The organism is Sphingomonas sp. CARO-RG-8B-R24-01 (genome assembly GCF_022662295.1).
Classification (GTDB): domain Bacteria; phylum Pseudomonadota; class Alphaproteobacteria; order Sphingomonadales; family Sphingomonadaceae; genus Sphingomonas.
Genome location: NZ_JAKNQI010000003.1, coordinates 300,485 through 327,098 on the forward strand (window position 1 = coordinate 300,485; position 26,614 = coordinate 327,098).

Sequence of the window (26,614 nt, forward strand, 5' to 3'; positions counted from 1 at the left end):
GGATGGTGCGATCCCGTATCGACAGAAGACGTTCACGCACAGGAGTAGCGGTTGATCCGGCCCAAAGAGAACTGTCGCATCGCTCGGGTCGCTTGCGGCGCCAGGATCATCGCGCTTGCCGTCCTGTCGATCGGCGTCGTGGCGTCGGCCGAAACCACCGACGAGGCGTTCACCGGACGATGGCGGATCGATACGGCGTCGATCACGGGGGATATCAAGCCGACGGTCTTTCGCGTGCGCGACGGGGTCTTCAGACGAGACGACAACAGGGCCGTGAAAGCCGATGGTCGCCTCCACCCGGTCTCCTCGGACGGATATGTGGATGAGCAGTCGATCTCGATCGAGAGCGACCACGTCATCAAGGAGATCGACAAGGTCCGCGGCAAGCTCGCCTATACCGTCGACTATGTCCTCTCACCCGACGGCGACACGCTCACCTGGCATGTGGCGAGCTACACCGGCCCCGACGGGCAAGTCGTGAGGGGCGAGACGGTGCAGCGCCGGATCGGGTCGCCATCGAAGGGCGCGCATCTGATTTCCGGGACGTGGAAGCGTGTCGGCGTGACGGCTGATTCGAGACAGGATATGATCCTGAAACTCCACGGCAATCGCTTCAGTTCGCGGACCGACAGCGGAAGCGGTTTCGACGCCATCATCGGGGGCGATCCGGTTAAATTCGATGGCGATAATTCCGGTGTTCGCGCACAAATCACGAGCCCTCGGCCCGATCTCATTGTGGAAACCGATCTGTCGGCGCGGGGTACCGTCGACGACGTCTTTTCGCTGGAGTTGATGCCGGACCAGAAGACCATTCGTGCCACCGGGGTCTATGGACCCGAGAAGCGGTCGACGACCTTTTATCTTCACAAGCTGGTCGAATGAGCGAGCCGGGGCACACTGGCATCGTGCCACCGGCCGGCGGCTTTGTCGGTCCCGTCAAACGGTCGGTGACAATTGCGGGACATGCGACTTCGATCAGTCTCGAACCGATCTTCTGGCGCGCGCTGGACGATGCCGCGCGGGTGCGCGGGCTGCCGCTCAATGCCGTGATCGCGCAAGTGGATGCGCTGCGGATCATGGCGGACGATCCGCCAAATCTGGCAAGTGCGCTGCGGAGCTGGGTGGTTTCGGAGCGCATCGCGATCCTGGAAGTTTGTAAGCGTTTGTAGTCTTCGGCTGACCGTGGCGCAAAGCCGACTCCTGCAGGCACTCAAATGAGAGTAATTCTCAATAGCGTTGACAATGCGAGTGACTCGCAATAGCGAGACCCCAACGAATGGGGAAATTTCATGTCACGTCTCGTCGCCGCAAAGCCTGCCTACCTCGCCTTGTCCTGTGTCGGTGCCTTTGCGAGCCTGCCCGCCTTCGCCAACGATGCGCCCCCGCCACCGCCCCCGGCGAACGACGAGGACCCCGACCATAAACTCGACATCGTCGTCCACGGCCAGCGCGAGCCGCGCCGCGATCCGAAGCTCGTCGCGCCGCTGGTCGACACGCCCAAGTCGATCGTCGTGCTCGACAAATCGGTGATCCAGCAAACCGGATCGACCTCACTCCAGGATGCGCTCCGCACCGTTCCCGGCATCACCTTCGGCGCGGCGGAAGGCGGCAATCCGATCGGCGACCGCCCGTTCATCCGCGGCTTCGATAGCCAGGGCAGCGTCTATGTCGACGGCGTGCGCGACCTGTCGTCGCAGACGCGGGAAGTGTTCGCGGTGGACTCGATCCAGATCGTGCGCGGGTCGGATTCGACGCTCGGCGGGCGCGGCAATGCGGGCGGATCGCTCAACATCCTGTCGCGCCTGCCGCAACTTCGCACCTTCGGCACGGCGAGCGCGAGCTATGGCAATGGCGACTTCAAGCGCGTCACCGGCGACGTCAACGTCCAGCTGGGCGACACCGCCGCCTTCCGGCTCCAGGGGCTGTGGCACGACCAGAAGTTCGCCGACCGCGATTCGATCTATGCGAAGCGCTGGGGGTTCGCGCCCAGTGTCACGCTCGGCCTCGGCACGCCCACGCGGCTGACCGCAAGCTATTATTACCTCGAAAGCCACGAGTTGCCGGACAGCGGCATCCCGTACCAATATGTCTGCTCGGCAACCAATTGCGCGCTGCCGGCGGGGAACGTCTTCACCACCCCCGCGATCGGCACGATCACCACGCGCGGCGGGCAGACCGGCACCGTCAAGCGCTCGGCCTTCTACGGCCTGGAGGATCGCGACTTCCGCGACGCGACGACCAACCAGGCGATGCTGCGGGTCGAGCATGATTTCGGCGGTATCACGCTGCGCAACACTGCGCGCTATGCGCACAGCGACCAGGCGTACATCTTCACGCTGCCCGACGACAGCCAGGGCAACGTCTTCGGCACCGCGACGACCAACCCGACGGGCGCGGCGGGTGCGCGCGGCGACGTGCTGACCGGCGGCTATGTCTGGCGGCGCGGCAACACGCGCTACAGCTATACCGAAAGCCTGATCGACCAGACCGACCTCAGCGGCACCGTCTCCACCGGCGGGATCAAGCACAGTTTCGCGGTCGGCACAGAGCTCGCCTGGGAGAAGACGCGTCGCGGTACCTTCGTTTCCGCCAACGGATCGACGATCAGCCCGCGCTGCAACAGCGCGACGATCGCGCGCTATTATTGCGCCAGCCTGTTCGCTCCCAACCCGTCAGACCCCTGGGTGAATTACGCCAACGACACGTCGAGCGTGGCCACCGCGATCGTGCGGGGTGCCGCCAATACCGAAACGCAGAACGATGCCACCACGGTCTCGGTCTACGGGTTCGATTCGGTCACGCTGCTGCCGCAGCTGATCCTCAACCTTGGCGCGCGCTACGACCGGTTCAAGTCGACCGTCACTCTGCCCTTCGCCGCTGGATCGACCGCCACGCGGCTGTCGCGCACCGACACGCTGTTCAACTGGCAGGCCGGGCTGGTGTTCAAGCCGACCAGCGAGACTAGCCTCTACGCAAGCTACGCCACCGCCGCGACGCCGCCCAACGCGCTGCTCGGTGAAGGGCGCGAGGACAATGCGCTGCCGACCACCAACAGCGCGGCCAATCTCGCGATCCTCGACAGTCTCAAGGTCCAGAAGACCAAATCCTACGAGGTCGGCGCCAAGGGGAGCCTGTTCCACGAGAAGCTCCAGCTCGGGCTGGCGGTGTTCCAGACCGACATCACCAACGCGCGCGTCCAGATCGACGCGAACACGGTCGGCTTCCTCGGCCGCACCCGCATTCGCGGGGTGGAACTGACCGCGAGCGGGACGATCCTGCCCGGCTGGACGGTGTTCGGCGGCTATACCTATCTCGACCCAAAGATCGTCGACGGCGGCAACAGTGCGCTGACCGTCGCGGCCAATGGCCCGGCGCCGGCGCAGACGGTCTACGTCCCCTCGGTCAACACCGGCCGACAGGTCCCGCAGACCGCCAAGCAGAGCTTCACCGCGACGACCAATTACGAGCTTTTGAAGGGGCTGCAGATCGGCGGCAGCGCGATCTACATGGGCCGGCAATATGGCGGCTATGCCGACAATCGCGCCGCGACCCAGACGAGCGCGGGGGTCGTGACGATCACGCCCGCGACCACCATCCTGTCGCGCGGGATCCCGGATTACTGGCGCTTCGATGCGCGCGCGAGCTATGCGATCACCCCCAATGTGGAGATCAGCGTCAACGCGCAGAACCTCACCAACACGGTCTATTTCACCCAGACCTTCACCGCGCATTACGCGGCGATCGCCCCCGGGCGGACGGTGTTCGGCACGGTGACGGCCAAGTTCTGATGCTGACACCGGAGCAACTGGCGGCGCTGTCGCCGGAGCAGATCGCCGCGCACCTCTCGGGTCCACCCGAGCACCGCGCCGCCTTCGTCCGCGCGGCGGCGGACGCGGGAATGGCGGATGCGCAGGCCGTCTATGGTCAGATGCTGCTCGACGGCACGGGCGTGCCGCGCGACGCGACCGCCGCCCTCGGCTGGTTCGTGCGCGCGGCGGCGCAGCATCATGTGATGGCGATCAACATGGTCGGGCGCTGCTATGACCTCGGCTGGGGCACCAGGCCCGACAAGGCGCGCGCCGCGGCGTGCTACCGGATCGCCGCCGAGGCCGGACTCGATTGGGGCATGTACAATTACGCGACGTTGCTCGCACTCGGGCATGGCGTGGACGAGGACCGGGTGGCGGCGCTCGGCTGGTTCCGCAAGGCCGCCGCGCTCGGCAACGCGAAGGCGATCAACTTCATCGGCAGCTTTCATGAGGATGGCTGGGTCGTCCCGCGCGATCTCAAGGCGGCGGCGCAATGCTATGCGCGCGCGGCGCAGGGCGGGGACTTCCGCGGCGCGTTCAACCATGCGCGGATGCTCGGCCGGACCGGCCATGTCGAGGAGGCGCTCGGCTGGCTCCGACGGGCGGGCGCAAGTGCGACCCCGGCGTTCGTCGAGAAGGCCGCGGCCTGGCTCGCCGCCTGCGACATCGCGGCGTTCCGCGCGCGTGGGGTCCAGGCGATCCAGAGTGCCACATGCTGACGGTCATCCCCGGCCTGCTGTCGGCCGAACAGGTCGCCGCCTTGCGCGCCGATCTCGATGCCGCCGACTGGATCGACGGCAATGCGACCTCGGGCGCGCAATCCGCGCTTGCCAAGCGCAACACGCAATTGCCCGATGACAGCGCGGTGGCGCGCGCGGGCGGCAGCCTGGTGCTCGATGCGCTCGCCGCGTCGCCGCTGTTCGTGGCGAGTGCGCTACCGCTCAAGGTCTTCCCACCGCTGTTCAACCGCTACGCCGAGGGCGATGCGTTCGGCGCGCATGTCGACACCGCGATCCGCATCCGGCGCGGGAGCGACTTCCGCATCCGCAGCGACCTGTCGGCGACGCTGTTCCTGTCGGACCCCGACAGCTACGACGGGGGCGAGCTCGTCATCGCGACGCAGTTCGGCGAACAGCGCGTCAAGCTGCCGGCGGGGCAGCTCGTGCTGTATCCCGCGTCCAGCGTCCATCACGTCACGCCCGTAACGCGCGGCACGCGGGTCGCGTCCTTCTTCTGGCTCCAGTCGATGGTCCGCGACGATGGCGCGCGCGCGCTGCTGTTCGAACAGGATACCGCGATCCAGTCGATCGCAGCCCGGCTCGGCAGCGACGATCCCGAGATCGTCCGGCTGACGGGCGTCTATCACAATCTTTTGCGCCGCTGGGCGGAGGTCTGATGTCCAAGATTGCACTCCGCAACGTCTGGTTCCAGCTCCACAAATGGATCGGGCTGCTGCTCGCGATCCTGATCATCCCGCTCTCGCTCAGTGGCGCGGTGCTGGTGTGGGACGAGGCGGTCGATCACGTCCTCAACCCGGCGCGCTATGCGACGACCGGCACGACCACGCTCGACCCGCAACGCTATGTCGCGGCGGCGCGCGGGGCGCTGAATCCTGGCGAGCGCATCGCCAGCCTCGCGCTGCCAGAGCGCGACGGCCCGGTGCAGGTCACTGCGATCACCCCGCCGGACCCCGCGCGGCGCGGACCGCCGTTGCGCACGACGGTCTATCTCGATCCGCCGACTGCGAAGATCCTCGCGGTCGGCACCAGCGCGCGTGGCGTGCTGCGCGTACTGCACAATCTCCACGGCAATCTGCTCGTGCCCGGGGTCGGGCGGCAGATCGTCGGGTGGATCGGCGTCGCAATGCTGCTGTCGAGCGTTTCGGGGCTGTGGCTGTGGTGGCCGACGGTGGGGCGATGGGCGCGCGGGCTGCGCTGGCGGCGGCATCGCAACACCGACACAAACCTGCACCACCTGTTCGGCTTCTGGATCGCGCTGCCGTTGTTCATGCTGTCGCTGACGGGGGTGTGGATCGCGTTCCCGCAGGTGTTTGCCGGGATCGGTGGCGGCGGCACTGGCCCCGGCGCGCGGGGGCCGGGCGGACCCGGCGCGCGACCGCTGGTGCTGGAACGCCCGTCGCTGCCGCTCGACGCGGTCCTCAGTCGGGCCGGATCGGTGACGCCAGGAAACATCGCGCGGGTCGAATGGCCGACCGATCGCAAGCCCGAATGGAAGGTCCAGTTCGCCGGATCGACCCCCGCTGCTGTCACCGTCACCGTCGCCGTCGACGACGCGACCGGTCGCGTCAAGCCCGCACGCCCCGAACGCGAAACGCTCGCGCGGACGATGCGGCGGCTGCACGACGGGACGCGAATGGGGTTCGCGTGGCAGCTGCTGGTGTTCCTGGGCGGTATCCTGCCCGCGGTGCTTGCGGTCACCGGCATCATCATGTGGTGGCGCGCCCGCGGGTGGAAAGCCGCGCTGAAGGCAAAGCAGCGCGCGCGGGTCGCGGCGTAGGGGACTCCTTCTCTTTGAAGCTTTCGCCACCGCCGGCCGTCGTTTCGATCGGTCTCCAACATCCGTCATCCTGAACTTGTTTCAGGATCCAGCCTTCCGCGAGTCCGGACCATGGCTGTTGCGCGGTGGATGCTGAAACAAGTTCAGCATGACGGCAGCTCATCGGGAGCGGGGGGCGACCAAACCTCCAATTGCCTTTGTGCAAAGGTTTCGCCTTCGCGGGAATGACGAAGTGTGGGGGGGGGCAGAACCGCCAGAACGCCGGCTCCAAAAAGAAAGAAAGGCCGCGTCCCTGCACCGGGCAGGGACGCGCACCCAATAACCGGAACCGCGCCTACCGCCCCAGCAACACCCGCGCCTGACCCGCGATCTGCGCCAGCATCGCCGCATTCGGGGCAGGGGCCAGCCGCGCACGGTCGACCACTGCCTTGAACTGCGCGACTCGCGCGGCATTGTCGCCAAGCCACGTCTCGACCAACGCCTGCGGATCGAGCTTGCCCCCCGCCGAGCGCGCGAGGAATTCGAGCCGCAACTGCTGGAAGTCGCGCGCGAGCCCCGCGATCAACAGCCGCTCCCACGGATCGCTCGAATCGATCCGCGCCGCATTCGCCTGCGCCCAGTCGAGCCCGAGCGCCTGCCCGAGCCGCGTGAACGCGCGCGTGAGCACGGTCTCGTCGATCCCGAGCCGGTCGCCGAGATCGGCAAGTCCGACCGCGCCGTCCATCTCGAACAGCCGAACCACCTTCTGCACCAGCGCGGTGGGCGCACCTGCCGCCTCGAGCGCGCCGGCGATCCGGGCGCTGTGCGCGCTCGCCTCTTCCAGCAGCAACGCCTTGGTCTGTCGGTCGAGTTCCAGGATCCCCTTGGAAAGACGGCTGAGCGTATCGCCCGGCCCGGACCCGGTCCGCGTCGCGCGCAGCAGGTCCGCGATCTGCGAGCGCGTCGCGACCGCCGTCTCGTCGAACAAGGCGATCCGCGCCGCCTCGGGCATGTCGGTCGTCTCGATCTCGCGCCACAGGGCGGGGAGGTCGAACAGCCGTTCCGCGACGACGAACATGCCTGCGATGTCGCTCATCGCGGCGCCCTCTTCCTCGGCCAGTTCGAACGGGTAGAGCACGCCCATCCGGTTGACGATCCGGTTGGCGAGCTTGGTCGCGACGATCTCGCCGCGCAGCCGATGCTCGTCGATCGCCTTGCCGAAGCGTTCCTGCATCGCGCGCGGGAAAGCGGCGTGGAGATCGGGGAGCAATTCGTCGGCGAGGCCAAGCCCCGACCGTTCGATCGCCGCCTGCAACGCCAGCTTCGCGGTCGCGAGCAGCACCGCAAGCTCGGGCCGGGTCAGCCCGCGGCCCTCGGCCGAGCGGCGGAGCAGGTCGTCATTCCCCGCCAGCCCCTCGACCGCGCGGTCGAGCGAGCCTGCCGCCTCGAAGATCTCGATCAGCCGGACATAGCTCGGCACGGTCTGTGCCCCGCCCGCCTCGGCGATCGACAAAGCGAGCGTCTGGAGCCGGTTGTCCTCCAGCACCAGATGCGCGACGTCGTCGGTCATCCCGGCGAGGAAGGCGTTGCGATCCTCGAACGCGAGGCGGCCCTCGATCATCTCGCGGTTGAGCGCGATCTTGATGTTGACCTCATTGTCCGAGCAATCGACGCCCGCCGAATTGTCGATGAAGTCGGTGTTGATCCGCCCGCCATGCGCCGAGAAAGCGATGCGCGCCGCCTGCGTCACACCGAGGTTCGCGCCCTCGCCGATCGCGGTCGCGCGCAGATCCTCTGCATCGACGCGGAGCCGGTCGTTGGCGGGGTCGCCGACCGCGATGTTATTCTCGGCGCGCGCCTTCACATAGGTGCCGATCCCGCCGAACCAGATCAGGTCGACCGGGCTCTTGAGGATCGCCGAGATCAGCGCGCCCGGCTCCATCTCGCGCTCGGCGATGCCGAGGGCTACGCGGACTTCGTCGGTCAGCGCGATCACCTTGGCGGTGCGCGGGAACACCCCGCCGCCCGTGGAGATCAGCGACCCGTCATAATCCGCCCAGCTCGAGCGCGGCAGCGCGAACATCCGCGTGCGCTCCGCGAACGACGCGGCGGGGTCGGGGTTCGGGTCGAGGAAGATATGGCGGTGGTCGAACGCCGCGACGATCTTGAGCTCCGCGCTCAGCAACATGCCGTTGCCGAACACGTCGCCCGACATGTCGCCGCACCCGACGACGCGGATCGGCTGCGTCTGGACGTCGGTGCCGCGCTCGGCGAAGTGCCGCTGGACGCTGACCCATGCGCCCTTGGCGGTGATCCCCATCGCCTTGTGGTCGTAACCGACCGACCCGCCGCTCGCGAACGCGTCGCCCAGCCAGAAGCCGTGCTCGAGCGCGATCGCATTGGCGACGTCGGAGAAGGTCGCGGTGCCCTTGTCGGCGGCGACGACGAAATAGGGATCCTCGCCGTCATGCACGACGACGTCCTGCGGGTGGACCACCGCGCCCTCGACGATGTTGTCGGTGATCGACAGCAAAGTACGGATGAACACGCGGTAGCTTTCGGTCCCCTCGGCGAGCCACGCATCGCGGTTCGACGCGGGCGGCAGCTGCTTGGGATAGAAGCCACCCTTCGCGCCGGTCGGCACGATCACCGCGTTCTTGACGCGCTGCGCCTTCATCAGCCCGAGGATTTCGGTGCGGAAGTCGTCGCGCCGGTCGGACCAGCGCAGGCCACCACGCGCGACCGGGCCGGCGCGCAGATGGATGCCCTCGATCCGTGCGGAATAGACCCACATCTCGCGCCACGGAACGGGGGCCGGGAGGCCGGGAATGAGATGGCTGTCGAGCTTGAACGCCAGCGCAACCTGGCCTGCGGGCGCGAACGCATTGGTCCGCAACGTCGCGGCGATCACGCTGCGCAGCGAGCGCAGGATACGGTCGTCGTCGATCGCGGACACGGCGTCGAGCCCCGCATCGATCGCGGTGTCGGCTGCCGCGATCCCCGAACGGTCGCGCGCGGGATCATGCGCCGCGGTAAACCGCTCGATCAGCGCAGCCGCGACATTCGGCGCACGCCGCAGTGCGTCGACCACGGTGACGAGGCCGTACGTCAGCCCCCCCTGCCGCAGATAGCGGAACCACGCGCGGAACAGCAGGACCGATTCGGACGCGAGCCCGGCGTCGACGATCAGCCGGTTGAACGCATCGTTCTCGGCGCGATTTTCGAGCACCGCCTTGATCGCATCCTCGAGCAGCGTGGCATCGGGAACGGTGCCGCCCATTTCGACGAGGAATTCATGGACGAACCCCTGTTCGTCACCGAGCAGCGCGGTGGGGAGTTCCTCGATCACGCGGAAGCCGAAATTCTCGAGCACCGGTACCGCGTCCGACAGCGCGAGCGCGCCGCCCTCGCGGTAGATCTTGAGCCGGGTCGCACCGCGCTCGTCGCGGTACAGCCGGACCGAGCGATCGCCGGGGTTTTCCAGCCGCGCCAGCCGCACGATGTCGCGCGCGGCTTCCTCAGCGGTGTTGGCGCTGCGATACCCCTGCGGGAAGCTCGCGGCATGTTTGAGCGCAAGGCGCGCCGCGCGTGCGGCATCGGTCTGCTCGACCAGCGCCGCCTCGACCGCGGGAACCCAGCCGCGCACCATCCGCGCGATCCGCGTGTCGAGCGCCTCGGTCTCGGGCAGCACGCCGCCTTCGCGCAGATCGAGCGTGAAGCGGATCAGCGCGATCGTATCGTCGACCGCGATCGACCAGTTGAGCACGCTTGCGTTCGCCGCCTGGGCGAGCATGTCGCCGATCGCGATCCGCCGCGCGGTGGTGAGGTCGTCGCGCGGAAGCCACACGAACGCGAACAGATGCCGCCCGAGCGTGCTGCGCACCAGCACCAGCTTGGGCCGCGGACGATCCGCCAGCGACATGGCGGTGAGCGCGACATCCTCGAGCGCCTCGGGCGTGAAGCCGGTGATCAGGTCGTGCGGCAGTGCGGCGAGCGCATGCGTCAGCGCCTTGCCGGTATGGCCCTTGGGGTCGAACCCGAACTTGGCCTCCAGCGCAGCGAGCCGTGCGCGCAGGACCGGCACGTCCTCGGGCGCCGCGCCCAGCGCGGCGCTGGTCCACAATCCGGCGTGGATCGACAGGCCGGCCACGCGCGCGCCATCGCGCAGCGGGACGAGAGCGAGATCGAGCGGCACCTGCCGGTGGACGCCCGAGATGAGATTGGACTTGAGCAGCAGCGGCGCCTCGCCGCCATCCTCGAACCAGCGCATCGCAAGACTGCGCGACGCTTCGGCGAGGATCGGCACGGGCTGCGGATTGCGCGCGATGCCGAGCGCCTGCGCTTCGGTCGCCGCATCGTTCGAACCTGTTCCCGACCACGTCTGGTGCCCGAGCAAGGTCATGTTGCGGTCGAGCAGCCAGGCGAGCAGCGCGCTTCCCTCGCCCTCGGGGAGCGTCGCGATATCCGCCGCCAGCGCGTCCTGCAGCGCATGCCAGTCGCCGACCGCCGCACGGACGTCCGCAAGGTTCTTCGCGAGATCGGTGACGAGCTCGCGCCGCTCGCGCGCATCGACGCGTTCGAGCTCGATATAGATCATCGATTCGGCGGCACCCTCGTCGACCTCGGTCAGCGCGCCATCCGAATCGCGCGTCACGCGCAGCACCGGGTGAATGATCCGGTCGATCGAAATGTCGTGCGCGCCGATCGTCGCCGCGATCGAATCGACCAGAAAGGGCATGTCGTCGTTGACGATCGCAAGCCGCATCAGGCGGCGCGGGTCGGTTGCCGGGAGCGGCTCGAGCGCGATCGTCGCGGTGGCGGGCGCTCGCCGCTCGGCGGTGGCGGCGACGAAGCTGGCGGCGGTAGCGCGCTCGGCCTCCCCGAACCCCTGCAATTCTCCCGGAAGAGCGCCCTTGGTGAGCCGGACGGCGAGGGCATCCGACAGCGATTTCAACGTGGTCTTTGGCATGCGCGCTCCTATGCGCCGGTCCGTTCGTGACCTCAAGACTTGTGGCGGTGCAGCAAATTCAGCTGATCGCGCGGCGCATTGCGCGCTCGGTCAGCGCGGAATCGTCTGTGATCGTCGCGATGATGTCGAGGGTTCCCGGATGGCCCGACCGCGCGAGGAGCAAGACGTAATCCCCTTCGGGCGACGTGGTCTGCATGGTGACACTGGCGAGCGTGGGACGCTTGGCGAGCTGGACGGAAGGGCTGGATCGCGGGCTCGCGACCGGCGCGCGCGCCAGCCGCTCGGCCTTTACCACGGCCTTGATCCCGCCGTCCTGCGACTGGAGAAATGCCTGCAGCCCGCCGGCCGGTACGCCGGTACGGCGCGCATATGCGAGGACGGCGGCATATTCGGTCAGGCGCGTCTTGTCATAGTCGGTGCCGAAGACGAGCTTGACCACCGGGGTCATCGGCGCACGCAGCTGCACCGGGATGCGCGCGTGCTTCAGCAAGGCGTCATACCCCTGGGGATCGGCATCCGCCGCCGCCGCGAAATCATGCGCGCGGGCGAGGGCGCGGTACAGGGCGGCGCGGCTGCGGGTATCTGCCGCACGCAGCGTGGCCGCGGTCTGCTGTGCCAGCAGTAACCGGTCAGCAAGGCTGTCCTCGCGCTGCGACGCGACGTCGGCGGCGTCTTCCGGATCGGATGGCTGGCCAGCGCGTGCATCGTCGGCGCGGTCGTCGTCCTCGATCAGGTCGTCGAACCCGCCGCTGGGGCCATCGGCCCAGATGGGGGCGGTCGCGACGGGTTTGGGTGCGCCCCGGGCCGCTTCGATCTCCGCGTGGAGGCGGGCCTGCATCTCCGCGTCGACCAGTTCCTTCCAGTTGATCACCCCGTAGATGAAGTCGATCGTATCCTCGTCGGAGGAGAACGGCATCAGGATGCCGCGGTACAGCGTGTTGTGCCCGCGCGTGCTGACGAACTCCGCCTCGAACCCGATCGGCGAGCGATTGGCGATGATCTGCAGATAATGGTCGGTCAGGCGCGACAGGAGCGAGCGGCTCGGCACCTGCGCGATATGGGTCGTGCCAGCGTCGAGCGAACATTCGTCGCGCAGCGCGCGCCCGAGATAGGCGATTGCGGGGTTTTCGATGCCCTGTGTGAAATCCAGAAGCACGCTATGTGGGCCAAAGTCCGCGATGGTCCCGGGATCGAGATCGTTGATCGAGGGATATCCCCGCCCGCCCAGCAGCGAAACCCAGTAGTTATACGCGCGGACGTGCATGCGGCGCTCGTCGGTGCCGACGTCGATCTGCGCTTCCGCCAGATCATCGCTGCCCGCGTCCTGCGCGCCGCGACCGGGATCCTCGGCGCCGATCCGATCATCCTCGAAGTCGTGAACACTATCCATTGCGCAAACGCCCTATCTGGCCCGACGGGGCCGTTACTGCCCGACCTTATGCGCCCTGCGTGGTAAACGTCCGGTAAAGGGATGGGCAGAAGCCAGAAATCTTCCCGAGATTGCGCTCTCGGCTTGCCATCCCGAATTCGATTTGATAAGCGCCCGCCTCCACGATCGTCGATCCGACATCGTGCATGCCGCTTTAGCTCAGTTGGTAGAGCATCGCATTCGTAATGCGGGGGTCACAGGTTCGAGTCCTGTAAGCGGCACCAGTACATACTGAGAACATTGTAGAAAACCGCGGAAATCTGCGGTATAATGGCTCCTGCTGGTTCCACGGTTTCTCACTTTGTTCCACCGTGGCCCACCAAAAGTGGACCACGAATCGGTGGACCACGAGCAACGTAGGAGCTGTGGTCCACCATGCTTACGACTGTTCAGATTCGCTCGCTCAAACCCGAAGCGCGCCCATTTAAGGTTCCCGACGCCGACGGGCTTTTCCTTATCGTTCAGCCCTCCGGGGCGCTGCTCTGGCGATTTCGCTACAAAGTGCTGGGCCATGAGCGGAAGCTGTCGCTTGGCACCTTCCCAGAGCTGTCGCTTCAGCAGGCGCGAAAGAAGCGCGACGAGGCTCGCGCTCAGCTCGTTGATGGGATCGACCCGGTAGAGGAGAAGCGCCAACGGCGTATTGCCGCCGAATTGGCGGCGCAAACGACCTTCGGCCTCGTCGCCGAGGAATATATCCAGAAGATGGAGCGGGAAGGGCGATCGCCGGCGACCATCAAAAAGGCGCGATGGTTTCTCGAATTGCTCGACGGCATCGCCCAGCGTCCTATCGCGTCGGTGACGCCACACGAACTGCTGGATGTCCTCAAGCGTGTCGAGCGTCGCGGGCACCATGAGACCGCGCTCCGGCTCCGTTCTTTTGCGGGCCGCGTCTTTCGCTACGGGTTTGCGACGTTACGCACAGAGAAAAACCCTGCTGACATTCTACGCGGCGCGCTGACGGTCCCGAAAGTGAAGCATCATGCGGCGATCATTGAGCCCAAGAAAGTGGGAGAGCTGCTGCGCGCAATCGAGGATTATAAAGGCCGGCCCGAAACCCTTCACGCGCTGAGGATTGCACCGCATGTGTTCCTGCGCCCGGGTGAGCTGCGGCAAGCCAAGTGGGATGAGATCGACTTCGCCGAGAAGGTCTGGCGGGTGCCAGCCGAGCGGATGAAAATGAAGCAGCCGCACGCGGTACCGCTGTCTCGCCAGTCGTTGTTTATTCTTCAGGATCTCCGATCGCTCGCCCGAACGAGCGAGTATCTATTCCCGGCGCTCCACACGACGAAGCGGCCGCTTTCCGATAACACCCTGAACGTGGCCCTGCGGCGGTTGGGCTTCGAGAATGACGAGATGACCAGTCATGGGTTTCGGGCGATGGCCAGTACGCTGCTCAATGAGTCAGGGCTTTGGCACCCCGATGCGGTCGAGCGCGCTCTTGCGCATGGCGAAAAGGACAGGGTGCGGGCCGCCTATCACCGGGGCGCTCACTGGGCCGAGCGTGTTCGCATGGCCCAGTGGTGGTCGGATTATCTCGACGAGCTTCGGATCGGTGGCGATGTCGTAAAGGGCAAATTCCGCAAGCGGGCGTAGCTTGAATGGCGTAGATCTGCCATTGACCAGCCCGTGTTTCGGATGATTGGGCGTGGGTGATTCAGTGTCCTTGCGACGGCATATCGATGTCGTCTGGGAGCATTCTGTTCAGCGTATTTTATGGGTCGTTGGATCGCTAGACGCCTCGGGCGGGTCGACAAGGAACGTGCCGCTTTCCACAGGGTCGATACTGGCCCCTACGTCGAGCGCTCAATCCTCCCATCTTTGTCAAGACGAGAACCCATCGCCATGCTCCATTCCCGCCGGGTAGGCCTTTCGCGCGGTTATCCTGCCCCTGCCTTACAAGAGGTAACTACAGATTGATGAAATGGGCTTATGAGCTATCGCTGCTCAAACCCGAAGTCGCCCCGTGGCGTCGGTTGAGTTAAGCTATGACGTGCGATCAAGCTGATCGAGCCCCCGTCCGGGAATTGAGGCTAAACGCATTCACTGGACGGTGGTATGCTCCAGCAGCTCACCGTCAGCATCGTTCTGCAACTGCCCGCCGCCACTGCACAAGCGTCCTGAAACGAGCATTGTAAGAACCCGCCACGCGAAGTCCGCCGCTGTCTTTACTCTGGCGCCGTAAGATTACGACCAATGCGTGGCCATGGACCGCCTTTCCATTGAATCCGCGCTGCCTAGATTGCGCCAGATGCCAGATGATCGATTCAAGGACGCACAATTGACCGGGCAGCAGTTAGCGTGTCTTGGCAAGGTGGCAGAGCACAAAGACTCGCTACAGATCGCGTTCGAGCTTGGCATAGCCAAGAGCACCGTAGACATCCATATCGCGAAAGCTGTCGCAAAACTTGGCGTTGGTAGCCGCCGGGAGGCGGCAAAGCTCCTTCTGGAGTGGCGCGCTCAACATAGCGATCCGATAGGTAGTCATTTTATCAGTATCGCCACCACAACCGATTGCGCGCCAGAGACATCCGCATCGGAGCAGGACGGTTCAGTGCTCCGAGACGGTAGCGATGTCGGCGACTTGCCGTCATGGCAACCGGTGCCAGTGAACCTTCCGGATGGAGACGGAGCAGCCAATCGATACGACCTGAACGTCTTCCGAACATTCGGTCTCAGCATCCTGCTCGTGTTCGCCACATCTCTCGTGGTGATTGCAAGCATTCCGATGTCGAGTGCGGTTCAGGACATAATCGATTTTTGCTGCGTCCAATCCAACTGTGCACCCGACGGCGTCCCCGCCGGGATGAGGAGAAGCAAATGCTCAAGGAACGTCGAGAAGCAACTCGAAACGTCGCCGCCGCCCTACGTCCCGTCGAACAGGCGAGCGATCAGTTCACAGCCATGACCGCTCGCTGCATTGCAACCATGCTTGAGGAACGCGCGAAGGCCGGACTCCCGTTCGAACTGGGCGCGGCCGCGTTCAAGCTCGCCGCTGAGACTATGACGAGTTCGCTGGAAAACCGCGAACGCCTCCTGCATCTGCACGGATTGCTGAAGGCTATCCCGGCGCAAATCGGGATCCGCGGCTACGGCGACAATGGCTGCCCTGATGATGTGCTGACCACCAATGACGGTGACGGCAAGGTTGTCGCCATGACCTCGACCAGTTGACGGCAAGCCAAGAAGGCGTGATCGATCGGTCATGATCCCGCCGCTGATCCGTTTCGGGCTCCCCTTGCTGCTGATCTGGATATGGTCGATGCGGCAAGGCGGAGCACCGGAGCGGGTCGGAGCGTCGACGCTGCTGGCCGCCGAGATCGCTTCGTATCTCGCCGCGTTCGTGGGCAACCGCCGATTTCTGGCCCCGGACATGACTACGACAATCATCGACGCCGCGTTGATCGTCGCGCTCGGCGTCCTGGCTTTGCGAGCGAACCGCCTGTGGCCGACATTCCTGCTGGCGACGCACATGATCACCGTGCTCAGCCACTTCGACATCGTGGTGAACCGGCACCTGCGTCCATTGGGATACGCGGTAATGCAGATCGCTCCGGCCTATCTGGGCTTGGCGGTTCTCGGCGCGGGCATCTGGCGCTATCATCACAGAACGATACAAAACGGTGCCGAACCCTCTTGGAGACGACCATCCTCCAGTCGCTCGGCCGCGAACGCGCCGCCACCTGCGCCCATATCCTGATCGACGAATTCGGATCGCTTGCCGCCGTGCTGTCGGCGACACGGCGACGCCTGCTGCGGATCACAGATAATGACGTAGCTACGGTCCGCCTCATCAGCGCTTTCCGCGTCACGATGATGCATGCCCTGCGATACCGGATTACTAGAGGGGCCGCACAGCTGCAGGACATGGTGGACTATCTGGCTCTCGACTTGACCCATGCCCCAGTCGAGCGAGTCCATGTCCTGTTTTTCGACCGACGATCGCGGCTTATTCGTGATGAGGTTTTCGGCATCGGCACGACCGGCACGGTCACGATTCCTGTTCAGGAAATCATGCGGAGGTCCCTCGACTTGATGGCAGCGAGCATTGTGCTGGTCCACAACCACCCCGGTGGCGATCCGGCCCCAAGCCAAGCCGACATCAACGCAACGCGCAGACTTGCCCGCGCTGCAGATGCGTTAGAGATACGCCTACACGACCACCTCATAATCAGCGCAAACGGTTTCACGAGCTTCAGGGCCCAAGGACTGGTTTGAACGGTTCGGCGTAACACAGAAGTGGAGAAATTGCCTTCCCCATCCGGTGTCGGGAAGATGCACGATCAGCCGAAAAACTGTCTTTCGCTTACAGGCACTCGCGATGCGCATATCTTCGGGTGCCGTGGGCCCCTCGCCCTTTGCCAGTATGATAGTCTGATCGAACGGCATATCGAATGTGAGGAACGCTCACCGAAAGACCGTGGCTTTTTGCTATCAGCCGACGAAAGCGGACGGACGGCTGGCCATCAGGTTGCAAAATCCGGAACGGCACAAGATGGTGGAGCGCCGCGCGTTCGCTTTCGGGTCGCGTTGGCGATCGCACCAATGGCGGTGCGCTCATACGTGTGGTACCGGCAGCCGGCGGAGGATCGTTCGGTTGAACACAAGCGGCGGGGAAGACGGTTCAGACGGTCTGATGGCCTTGTACGTCGAGCACAGAACAGCTTTGCTGCGTTTTCTGGTTGCACGAACCGGTAGCATTTTCGAGGCCGAGGACGTGGTGCAGGAGCTCTGGCTCAAGCTTGGCGCGGCGCCCTCCGGGCCGATCGGCAACGGACGTGCCTATCTATATCGCATGGCGCAGAACATCGTCCTCGACCGTCTGCGGGCAGGACGGCGTCGCGTGGCGCGTGAAGGCGCGTGGGCCGACAGCGAGCAGGGATTTGGCGGCGACGCGCCCGAACCCCATGTTGACGCGTCGGCCGAGACCGATCTGATCGCCAGGGAAGATGCGCAACGACTGGCGAACGCGATCACGCAGCTTCCGCCAGGCGCTGCGAGGGCGTTTCGGCTCCACAAGCTGGATGGCTTGAGCCACGCCGATACCGCCGCGCAACTCGGCATCAGCCGCAAGGGCGTGGAAAAACACATGGCAGTCGCAATGGCGCATCTGCGGCGGCTGCTTGACGATGGGAAACTGGGGTGACCGTCGGTGCACGGCGTCTTGCCGATACAAGCAGGAAGCGGCGGTTAGCAAGCCGACGCGAGGTGATTCAATGAACGAGGATATTGGGCAACGCGCGGCGCAGTGGCATGCCGCACAAGACGCCGACGATATGGACTGGGACGGGTTTGCGGCCTGGCTCGAAGTCGATTCGCGGCATCGCGACGCGTTCGATCGCATCGCGCTGCTGGACGACGATATCATCTCGCAGCGGAGTGCTATCCTGGCAGGTATTGACCCGCCGAAGGAGGTGCCTGCCCGTGCGGCGGGTCGCCGCGCTGGCTGGCGATGGGTGGTCGCGGGTGGGGGTGCAGTCGCCGCGACGCTGGCTGTGACCGCGATGATCCCCCGCGCAGCTCCCGACGTCGCTTGGCGTAGCGACGCTTCGAGCAGGGAGATCGTCCTCGGCGACGGCAGCCGCGTTGCGCTCGCGCCCCATAGCCGGCTCGTGGCGCGCAATGGCGACCAGACTCAACTCGCGCTGACCGGTGCGGGGTATTTCGAAGTTCCGCACCGGACCGGACGGTCCCTCTCGATTGCGGCGGGCGGCTATCGCATTTCCGACATCGGAACACGGTTCAACGTGGCTACCGACCAAGCCGCTACGCGCATCGCGGTCGCCGACGGCGACCTGACGGTGACGTCACTCCAGCTGACCGCGCCGATCACCCTGGTTCGAGGGCATGCGATGGTCGCACGAGGTGCCACCGTCTCCGTCTCGACCGTTGCCGCAGACAGCATCGGAAGCTGGCGACGCGGGCAACTTCTTTATGCCGGTGCACCGCTGCTGCTGGTTGCCAACGACATCTCCCGCTATGCCGGCCTGGAGACGACGGTCGATCCCGCAATCGCCGATCTCCACTTCTCTGGAGCGTTGAAGATTGGGGATGGGGCCAAACCTGCAGAGTCGCTGGCAGCGATCGTCGGGGTTGCCGCGCGCCGCGATGGCGTTCGCACTCGTCTGGAGCCTCGGCGCTAGCAGCGCGGCCGTTGCACAGCGCAAGTCGCTCGACATTCCGGCTGGCCCGATCGAGCGATCGATTCAGGAACTGGCGCGCCAGTCGGGCGTGTCGATCGGGACCAATCTTGCGCTGCCGGCGCTCCGCACGCGGGCCATCCACAGGAGATTGCCGGTCTCCGCGGCACTCGCCGAACTGCTGCAGGGCACCGGGCTGCTCGCGGTCCGCGTCGGCCCTGATCTTTGGCGGATCGACCGACCGAGACCGAAAATCGTCTGGCGATCGCGCGTCTTACCCCCAGAGGAAACGGTCGGTTCCGCGGATCAGGTCGACATTCTCGTCACCGGCACCAAGCATCGTGAGCCGCTGGCGTCCACTGCAACCCCTTTGACGATCGTGTCCCCGGCGATGCTGTCGGTCTTGGGACAGACGCCCGATACGCGGGACTTCGCGTCCCTGGTCAACGGCCTGTCGGTGACAAACCTCGGCCCCGGCCGGAACCGGCTGTTCATTCGCGGCGTCGCGGACAGCCCGTTCGATGGGTTCGGTCAATCGAGCGTCAGCGTGCAACTGGACGAAGCCCGTCTGACCTATGACGCGCCCGATCCGGATCTGCGCCTGGTCGACATGGCGCAGGTTGAACTGCTGAAAGGGCCGCAGGGGCCGCTTTACGGCACCGGGGCGCTGGGCGGCGTCTACCGGCTGGTGCCCGCGAAACCGGATCTCGCGCACACGGCCGGCATGGCAGAGGGAAGCGTAAGCGCTACGCAAGGGGGATCGGCAGCGGGAGCGTTCGACGGCATGATCAACGTCCCGATCGTGCCCGATCGGTTGGGCATCCGGCTGGTCGGCTATCGCATCGGGCAGGCGGGATGGATCGACACGGCAGCGGGCGCACGCGACATCAACCACGGACAGACGAGCGGTGGCCGCCTTACGGTTCGGACGCGCCCCGGTGGCGACTGGATCGTCGACCTCCAGGGAGTGACGCAATCCTCTTCGGTCGCCGACAGCCAATATGTCGAGGCACCGCACACCCTCACGCGTGCGGCGCGCTTGAAGGAACCGCAGGACACCGGGATTTCGTTGGTCAGCGTTGCCGCGACCGGATCGATTGGTGCCGCAAGGATTACGGCGGCCGGCAGTCTCGCGTGGCAGGAACTTTCTGCCACCTACGACGCGTCGGCCAAGGCCGCTGCGCTCGGCGGCACCGCACCGGCGGGGTATCACGACATGCGCCAATATCGGGTCGCGACCGGCGAGGTTCGGGCGTTGCTGTCGCGCGGGGCGCTGGATGGGTTGGTGGGGGCGTCGGTCCTGTCGGCGGCGACGGACGCGGGGGGAACGTTGGTCGGCGCGACGTCGCTGCCCGTCCTGCAGGTCCGCCGCCGGGTTGAGGAAGTCGCAGTGTTCGGCGAGGGGACCTGGCATCTGACGCCGACGCTTCGGGCAAGCACGGGCGTGCGCGTGTTCCGATCCGCAGTCGATGACGACCGGACCGAGCAACTGAACGAAGCCGTGATCAGCCGAGCCGTCGTAAGGGCCAGCCCGAGCGCGACGATTGCCTGGCAAATTCACCCGCGTTTCCTCGTCTTCGCCCGCTATGCGTCCGCGCTGCGCCCGGGCGGCATCGATGCGACGGATGGCACCAGCGCCGAGACATCGACGTATGAGGCGGACGAATTGCAGGCCTATGATCTCGGGCTGCGCTGGTCGTCGCCGGGCGATCGGCTGATGCTGGATCTGGGGGGCTTCGTTACCAATTGGGCGCATGTCCAGGCGGATGTGCTTGGTCCGCAAGGGTTGCTGTCGACGCGCAACGCGGGGGACGCGACCAATCAAGGCGTTGATCTCACCGCGCGGTGGCACCCGGGGGCGCATTGGACGGTGTCGGCGGGGACGCTCCTGCAACATGCGCGGATCGACCCGGCATCCGCGCCCGCGCTTGCCGCCGATCGTCGGCTTCCCGTCATTCCCGATCTCAGCGCGCACGGCGAGGCGACATACGCGCTGGAAAGGAACGGCTGGACGTTTCTCGTCACCACCCGCGCCAGCTTCGTCGGCGCAACGCGCTTGAGCTTCGACCCTGCGCTCGACCGAGTGAGTGAGCCGATCACGCTGCTCGCGACGTCGCTATCGGCGGGCCGGGCTGCGTGGCAATGGCGGGTGAGTGCGGACAATCTGTTGAACAGCCGCGCAGACAGCTTTGCGTTCGGCAATCCATTCTCGGTATCGGCGTCGAGCCAGCATACTCCCGTTCGCCCGCGCACGATCGCGCTGTCGGTGCGGCGGACCTTCTGAGGCGTCGTCGCTACCTTCCGGAGCAGAGGTAGGGTGTCTGCCTGACCACGGCGTCTTTCGTGCATCGACGAGGTGTTCATGCACGATCCCGCCATTCGTACCCTGATTGTCGAGCGCTATGCGGCGGTCCATGCGGCATTTCCGACCGCGGAATATCCCGCCTACCTCACGGTGGGGCAGCCCGATGCTCCGCACGCCGTGCTCGGATTTCGCACCGCAGGCGCAGAGCCGCTGCTGCTTGAGCGGTACGTCGAGCGGCCGATCGAGCACCTGGTCGGCGCGACCTTCGGCTGCACGGTGCCGCGCGACCGGATCGCCGAAATCGGCAATCACGCGTCGCATCGGCCCGGCGCCACGATCAGGCTGTGGCGGGAAGCCGCCGCCGCCTTGGAAGGCCGGGCGGACTATGCGGTTGCCGTCCTGACGCAACCGCTCCGCGCGATGTTCGCGCGGCTGGCGCTGCCGATCATCGTGCTCGTGCCCGCCGCAATTTCCGCGGTTGGCAGCGAGGCCGCGCAATGGGGCCGCTATTACGATGCCGACCCGATGCTCTGCGTCGGGGACGTCGCGCTGTGCCGGCGACGGCTCGATACCATTACCTATGGGAGAACACGGCCGTGAGCGAACTCTGGACGGCAATTCGCCGTCATGCCGAAGCCCAGCCGCAGGCGATTGCGATCGACGGTTCGGTCGCAATGAGCTGGGAAGCGCTGGAGCGCGCGCTGCCGATGCTGGCGAGCGACGTCGCGACACGGTGCGATGTCGCCAGACCGCTCGGCATCCGGGTCGATCACGGCGTTGCCGAATGCCTGCTCGACCTCGCGCTGGTCGGGAGCGGAATCGTCACCATCCCGTTGCCGCCGTTCTTTTCCCTCGCGCAGGGTGCCGCAGCGCTCGATCATGCCGGTGCCTCCGCCGTCGTCAGCGGGGCGATCGACCTTGCGGACGGTCCGACCCCACGTTTCACGATGACAGTCGAACCGTGTCGCACGCTGCGGGCGGATGTACCCGAGGAGACGGCACGGATCACCTTCACGTCCGGATCGACGGGTGATCCGAAAGGCATCTGCCTGTCGATGACGCACCTGTGCCGTGTGGCGGGCGCAGTCGTAGAGCATCTCGGGACTCACCATGCCGGGCGGCACCTGCCGATCCTGCCGCCGGGCATCCTGCTGGAAAACGTCGCGGGATTCTATGCGACGATCCTGGCGGGAGGGACCTATGTCGCGCTTCCGCAGGCGGCGGTCGGTATGGCGGACCCGTTTCGCCCCGATTTTCCGAAAATGCTCGGGGCGATCGAAGACAATGCGATCACCTCGCTGATCCTCGTCCCGGAATATCTGGCTGGTCTCGTCGGCGCGATGGCCGCGTCCGGCAGGCGGCTGCCGCGCCTCACGCTGGTCGCGGTGGGCGGCGCGCGGATCGAGCCGCGCTTGCTCGACGCCGCTGCCGCGGTCGGTCTGCCGGTCCGGCAGGGCTATGGGCTGACCGAATGCGGGTCGGTCGTCGCGCTCGACGACGGCGACCCGGGTTCGCGTGGCAGCGTCGGGCAGTCGATCGGCGCGAACGAGATCTGCTTGGCAGACGATGGCGAGATCCTCATCGACGGACCGATGTTCCTTGGCACGATCGGCCATCCACGGCCCGCTGCGCCGTTTGCAACGGGCGACATCGGGCGGATCGACGACCTTGGCAGGCTGTGGATCGAGGGGCGCAAATCGTCGCTGATCGTCACCAGTCACGGACGCAATATTTCGCCGGAATGGGTCGAAGGTACGTTGCGCGCCGATCCCGCCATTCTACAGGTGCTGGTACGCGGCGACGGTCGATCGACGCTTGACGCCGTGATCGTACCGGCCAACCCGGCAGCGGACGTCTCCGCTGCCGTAGCCGCCGCAAACCTGATGCTGCCGGCCTACGCGCGGGTCGCGCAGTGGCAAATTGTGCCCCCGTTCACGCCTGCGGCTGGATTGCTGACCGGCAATGGCCGTTTGCGCCGACGCGCGATCGAGGCGGCCTACCCGTATCGCGAAGCCGGACTGGACCAGCCCTTCTTCGACCGTCTCGTCGCCGAGACGCGCGAGGCGCAGGCGCGTTTCCAGATGACGCCGCAACTGATCGCCGGGCTGACCGGTCGGATCTCGGTCGCGGACTATATCGCCTATCCACCCAGGCGTTTCACCATGTCCGCCACACCGTACCGCTGATGCAGGAAGCGCGCGCGCGCCTGAGCCACCGCCCGACGCTCGTGACCGCGCTCGACGACTATATCGAGGAAGAGACGGGGCACGAATACTGGATCCTCGACGATATTGCTGCGGCAGGCGGGGATGCCGAGGCGGTTGGCGCGGGTTTGCCGTCGCCGGCGACCAGGGCGATGGTCGATCACGCGTATCGCACGATCCGCGAAGGCAATCCGGCGGCCTTCTTCGGCATGGTCTATGTGCTCGAAGGGACCAGCATCGCGATGGCAAGCCATGGGGCGGGGGCGGTGCAGGCCGCGCTGGGGCTGCCCGACGACGCCTTCCATTATCTGACCTCGCACGGCGCGCTGGATCAGGAGCACATGGTCTTCTTCGAGCGGTTGATGAACCGGATCGACGATCCGGGCGATCAGGCGGCGATCATCGCCATGGCCCGCGCGATGTTCGGCCTGTTCGGCGGTCTGTTCGCCGCCATCGAACTGGAGGCGATGCATGTCGCGGCTTGACGGGTTGCGGGTCGTCCTCACCGGTTCGGCCGGAGGGATTGGCTCGCGGATCGCGATGCGGTTGAACGACGCCGGCGCCAATGTCGTGGGGATCGATCGCGGGTTCAGCGTGACCTGCTCCGAAAGCGTGGAAAGCGATCTGTCGTGTCCCGATGCCTTGGCGGAGCTCGCGACGACCTTGGCGGGACGGCGCGTCGACATTCTGTGCAATGTCGCGGGGTTGCAGTATTTCGGGCCGCTGGAGGCGCAAGGGCCGGCGCGGATCGCGCTTGGCTATGCCGTGAACCTCGTCGCGCCGACGATCCTCGCCAGCGCGGTGCTGCCGCAGATGATTGCGCGCGGATCGGGGCAGATCGTCAATATCGGCTCGGTGATGGGGGCGGTGCCTTATCCCTACTTTACGACCTATTCGAGCGCCAAGGCCGGGCTGAAGGCCTTCAGCCAAGCGCTGCGTCGCGAGGTTCGCGGCCGTGGCATCACGATCACGCATGTCGCGCCAAGAGCGGTTCGCACCGGCTTCAATACGGCGGCGGTCGAGCGGTTCATGGAGTTGAGCGGCATGGCGGCGGATGCGCCGGACCTGGTCGCCGACCGGATCGTCGCGGCGATCGAACAGCGTGCGAACGACGTCTCGATCGGTTTGCCCGAACGGATCTTCAGCCAGCTCAACGCCGCCTTGCCGGGGCTGATCGACCGCGGCCTGACCAAGCCGGTCGCAACCGCCCGTACGCTATTTCCAGAACATTGATTAGGAGCCCATCAAATGCGCGTGTTCGGTAAAGCCGTGATGATCTGTCTGCTCTGGGGCGTCGCCAGCGCGGCCCAGGCGAGCAACAATCCGCAGATGGATGCCGCGGTCCAGCGCATCAACGATCAATGGGCGCACATCCGCTACCAGGTCGCGAACCGCGACGAGCAGTACCGCGAACTCGATGTGCTGGCGGGACAGGCAGCGCAAGTCGTGGCGCGCTATCCGGGACGGGCCGAACCCCTTTTGTGGCAAGGCATCGTGACCAGCGAAGAGGCAGCGCGGGCGAGCGTCTTTCGCCAATTGGGGTTGGCAAAAACCGCCAAGACCATTCTCGAGCGCGCCCAGACGATCGATCCGAACATCGCCGACGGCGGCGTAAAGATGAGCCTGGGCGTGCTCTATTACCGTGTACCGGGGTTCCCGGTCGGCTTTGGCAGCACAGCAAAGGCGCGTGCGCTGCTCGAGGGGGCGTTAAGACAAGATCCGCGCGGGCTCGACAACACCTTTTTCTACGCCGATTTCCTCAACGATGAGGGGCGGCCCGCGGAGGCGAGGATCTATGCCCTTCGCGGGCTGCAGGCGCCGGTGAACGCCAGCCGACCGGTATGGGACGCCGGTCGCCGGGCCGAAATGCGCGCGCTGCTCGCCAAGATCGACGCCAAGCTCAAGCACGCGTGACCGGGATCGCAACCGCGCTCGGCCGCCAGCTGGCCAGGCCGAGCGGCCTCGGCGGCAGGGTGGTGGCGGACGCCATGCGGCTGGTGAACCGTCGGCCCACCCGCCTCGCCATCGCCGCGCTGGCCCCCCGCCCAGGGGATGCGGTGCTGGACCTGGGGTGCGGTGCGGGCGATGCCATTCCCGCGCTGCAGCTGGTCGTCGGAGCCAGGCGCGTTACGGGACTGGATCATTCGGATGCGATGATCGCCGTCGCATCCCGGCGTTATCCCGATGCGCATTTCTGCGTCGGACGGTTCGATGCATTGCCCTTTGCCGATCACAGTTTCGACCGGATCCTTGCGACGAACGTCGCCTATTTCTGGCAAGATCCGCGCGCTGTGCTGGTGGAACTCCGCCGTGTGACACGGCCGCACGGACGAGTTGTTCTTTACGTGACGGAAGCAGCCGTGCTCCGGCGGGTTGGGCTCGATAAAAGCGGAACGCATCGCCTGTTCACGGCCGAGACGTTCGGTCAGATGCTCGGGCCAGCCGCCCGCGTCAGCGAGGTCGACGCAGGGTTCGGGGTCCACGGTCTGATCGGGACGATCGACCGTTGATCGTCACGGAGACAATGGTGCCGAGCGCCGCCCGTGACGGGATCATGCGTGGAACATTGGTGATCCTCTGGCTGGTGATCGCGCTCGTTGCGCTTCGGCACATTCCAGCGGGAAGCGCCGCCGCCCTCACGCACCTCCCCGTCGGCTTCTGGGTTGCGGCATTGGCCTATGTGCTGGTTCACCCGTTGGCGGATTTGGCGATCTTCCGACGGGTCTGGAGTGTGCACGAGGGAATGTTCGGCGCGCTGACCCGGCGGTTCCTGAGCAACGAACTGATGTTCGCCTACTCCGGCGACGTGTATCTGTTCGCTTGGGCGCGGGGCCGCGGGATCGCCGCGCCCGCGCATGCGATCAAGGACATTTCCCTGCTGTCCGCCCTGGTCGGCAACGGCGTGACGGTCGCCCTGGTCGTTCCGTTCCTGGCAGGCCGCGGGCTGGCAACCATGGGTCTGAGCGTCCCCCATGTCGCTATGTCCTGCGCGCTCGTTATCGCGCCCAGCGTCGGGATGATCAGCTTACGGCATCGCCTGCTCAAAATGCCAGGTCCCGATGTGCTGTTCGTGGCCGGTATCCATGCCGTGCGGGCGGTCGCGATGCTGGGCTTGCTGATTCCGATGTGGCTGACCGTCGAGCCGGGGCTGACGCTCGATACGTGCGTTCTGTTCCTGACGCTAAGGCAACTGGTTTCGCGGCTACCCTTCATGCCGGGCAAGGACATGCTGTTCGTCGCCGCCGTTGCCGCGATTGGTAAGACG

The 26,614-nt window shown here is 65.9% G+C and carries 22 protein-coding genes and 1 tRNA gene; 20 read left to right on the forward strand and 3 right to left on the reverse strand.

Features of this window, described 5'->3' with window-relative positions:
• Window positions 1-51 precede the first annotated feature (51 nt).
• The 6 genes from L8G49_RS09255 (at window position 52) to L8G49_RS09280 (ending at window position 6,326) form a co-directional block, all read left to right on the forward strand.
• Complete coding sequence (locus L8G49_RS09255; protein WP_242184618.1) at window positions 52-882, forward strand: hypothetical protein; 831 nt, start codon at window positions 52-54, stop codon at window positions 880-882.
• The gene (locus tag L8G49_RS09260; RefSeq protein ID WP_242184619.1) at window positions 879-1,169 is read left to right on the forward strand and encodes a ribbon-helix-helix domain-containing protein; all 291 of its coding nucleotides are present in this window, start codon (window positions 879-881) and stop codon (window positions 1,167-1,169) included. The genes L8G49_RS09255 and L8G49_RS09260 overlap by 4 nt, the downstream gene beginning before the upstream one ends.
• A 120-nt stretch (window positions 1,170-1,289) precedes the next feature.
• Window positions 1,290-3,788 (forward strand): TonB-dependent receptor, encoded by a 2,499-nt coding sequence (locus L8G49_RS09265; protein ID WP_242184620.1) that lies wholly within the window; start codon window positions 1,290-1,292, stop codon window positions 3,786-3,788.
• The gene (locus tag L8G49_RS09270) at window positions 3,788-4,528 is read left to right on the forward strand and encodes a tetratricopeptide repeat protein (protein ID WP_242184621.1); all 741 of its coding nucleotides are present in this window, start codon (window positions 3,788-3,790) and stop codon (window positions 4,526-4,528) included. The genes L8G49_RS09265 and L8G49_RS09270 overlap by 1 nt, the downstream gene beginning before the upstream one ends.
• Window positions 4,522-5,205, forward strand: coding sequence for a Fe2+-dependent dioxygenase (locus L8G49_RS09275; RefSeq protein ID WP_242184622.1), 684 nt, complete (start codon window positions 4,522-4,524; stop codon window positions 5,203-5,205). The genes L8G49_RS09270 and L8G49_RS09275 overlap by 7 nt, the downstream gene beginning before the upstream one ends.
• Window positions 5,205-6,326 (forward strand): PepSY-associated TM helix domain-containing protein, encoded by a 1,122-nt coding sequence (locus tag L8G49_RS09280; protein ID WP_242184623.1) that lies wholly within the window; start codon window positions 5,205-5,207, stop codon window positions 6,324-6,326. The genes L8G49_RS09275 and L8G49_RS09280 overlap by 1 nt, the downstream gene beginning before the upstream one ends.
• A 334-nt stretch (window positions 6,327-6,660) precedes the next feature.
• Here the strand turns inward: L8G49_RS09280 and L8G49_RS09285 are convergent, their stop codons facing one another.
• Together L8G49_RS09285 and L8G49_RS09290 are read right to left on the reverse strand one after the other, a co-directional pair.
• Entirely contained in the window at window positions 6,661-11,274 is a 4,614-nt protein-coding gene (locus L8G49_RS09285; protein ID WP_242184624.1) for an NAD-glutamate dehydrogenase domain-containing protein, read from the reverse strand.
• Between the two features lie 58 nt (window positions 11,275-11,332).
• Window positions 11,333-12,664: a hypothetical protein gene (locus L8G49_RS09290; RefSeq protein ID WP_242184625.1), complete on the reverse strand. Its 1,332-nt coding sequence runs from the start codon at window positions 12,662-12,664 to the stop codon at window positions 11,333-11,335.
• Between the two features lie 187 nt (window positions 12,665-12,851).
• Here L8G49_RS09290 and L8G49_RS09295 point away from each other — a divergent pair.
• Both L8G49_RS09295 and L8G49_RS09300 read left to right on the forward strand, forming a co-directional pair.
• Window positions 12,852-12,927 (forward strand) — tRNA-Thr (locus L8G49_RS09295).
• Window positions 12,928-13,078: 151 nt separating this feature from the next.
• Window positions 13,079-14,296, forward strand: a complete 1,218-nt coding sequence (locus tag L8G49_RS09300; protein WP_242184626.1) for an integrase arm-type DNA-binding domain-containing protein — start codon at window positions 13,079-13,081, stop codon at window positions 14,294-14,296.
• Window positions 14,297-15,035: 739 nt separating this feature from the next.
• Here the strand turns inward: L8G49_RS09300 and L8G49_RS09305 are convergent.
• A complete protein-coding gene (locus L8G49_RS09305) occupies window positions 15,036-15,188 on the reverse strand; it encodes a hypothetical protein (protein ID WP_242184627.1) in 153 nt (50 codons plus the stop codon).
• 332 nt (window positions 15,189-15,520) lie between these two features.
• On the opposite strand from L8G49_RS09305, the gene L8G49_RS09310 reads away from it, so the two are divergent.
• From L8G49_RS09310 to L8G49_RS09365, 12 genes are all read left to right on the forward strand, one after another.
• Complete coding sequence (locus L8G49_RS09310; RefSeq protein ID WP_242184628.1) at window positions 15,521-15,874, forward strand: hypothetical protein; 354 nt, start codon at window positions 15,521-15,523, stop codon at window positions 15,872-15,874.
• Window positions 15,875-15,905: 31 nt separating this feature from the next.
• On the forward strand, window positions 15,906-16,400 hold the full coding sequence (locus L8G49_RS09315; RefSeq protein ID WP_242184629.1) for a hypothetical protein: 495 nt from the start codon (window positions 15,906-15,908) through the stop codon (window positions 16,398-16,400).
• Window positions 16,337-16,918 (forward strand): JAB domain-containing protein, encoded by a 582-nt coding sequence (locus tag L8G49_RS09320; RefSeq protein WP_242184630.1) that lies wholly within the window; start codon window positions 16,337-16,339, stop codon window positions 16,916-16,918. The genes L8G49_RS09315 and L8G49_RS09320 overlap by 64 nt, the downstream gene beginning before the upstream one ends.
• A gap of 178 nt (window positions 16,919-17,096) precedes the next feature.
• A complete protein-coding gene (locus tag L8G49_RS09325) occupies window positions 17,097-17,846 on the forward strand; it encodes an RNA polymerase sigma factor (RefSeq protein ID WP_242184631.1) in 750 nt (249 codons plus the stop codon).
• 70 nt (window positions 17,847-17,916) lie between these two features.
• Entirely contained in the window at window positions 17,917-18,843 is a 927-nt protein-coding gene (locus L8G49_RS09330) for a FecR domain-containing protein (RefSeq protein WP_242184632.1), read from the forward strand.
• Window positions 18,809-21,124 (forward strand): TonB-dependent receptor, encoded by a 2,316-nt coding sequence (locus L8G49_RS09335; protein WP_242184634.1) that lies wholly within the window; start codon window positions 18,809-18,811, stop codon window positions 21,122-21,124. The genes L8G49_RS09330 and L8G49_RS09335 overlap by 35 nt, the downstream gene beginning before the upstream one ends.
• A gap of 78 nt (window positions 21,125-21,202) precedes the next feature.
• Window positions 21,203-21,745 (forward strand): thermostable hemolysin, encoded by a 543-nt coding sequence (locus L8G49_RS09340; RefSeq protein WP_242184636.1) that lies wholly within the window; start codon window positions 21,203-21,205, stop codon window positions 21,743-21,745.
• Window positions 21,742-23,331, forward strand: a complete 1,590-nt coding sequence (locus L8G49_RS09345) for an AMP-binding protein (protein WP_242184642.1) — start codon at window positions 21,742-21,744, stop codon at window positions 23,329-23,331. The genes L8G49_RS09340 and L8G49_RS09345 overlap by 4 nt, the downstream gene beginning before the upstream one ends.
• Entirely contained in the window at window positions 23,331-23,834 is a 504-nt protein-coding gene (locus L8G49_RS09350) for an iron-containing redox enzyme family protein (RefSeq protein ID WP_242184644.1), read from the forward strand. Before L8G49_RS09345 ends, L8G49_RS09350 begins: the two co-directional genes overlap by 1 nt.
• The gene (locus L8G49_RS09355) at window positions 23,821-24,582 is read left to right on the forward strand and encodes an SDR family NAD(P)-dependent oxidoreductase (protein ID WP_242184651.1); all 762 of its coding nucleotides are present in this window, start codon (window positions 23,821-23,823) and stop codon (window positions 24,580-24,582) included. The genes L8G49_RS09350 and L8G49_RS09355 overlap by 14 nt, the downstream gene beginning before the upstream one ends.
• A 15-nt stretch (window positions 24,583-24,597) precedes the next feature.
• Window positions 24,598-25,263 carry a hypothetical protein gene (locus L8G49_RS09360; RefSeq protein ID WP_242184660.1) on the forward strand — a complete coding sequence of 222 codons (666 nt, stop codon included), beginning with the start codon at window positions 24,598-24,600 and terminating at the stop codon, window positions 25,261-25,263.
• A complete protein-coding gene (locus tag L8G49_RS09365; protein WP_242184662.1) occupies window positions 25,260-25,859 on the forward strand; it encodes a methyltransferase domain-containing protein in 600 nt (199 codons plus the stop codon). Before L8G49_RS09360 ends, L8G49_RS09365 begins: the two co-directional genes overlap by 4 nt.
• Window positions 25,860-26,614: the final 755 nt, after the last annotated feature.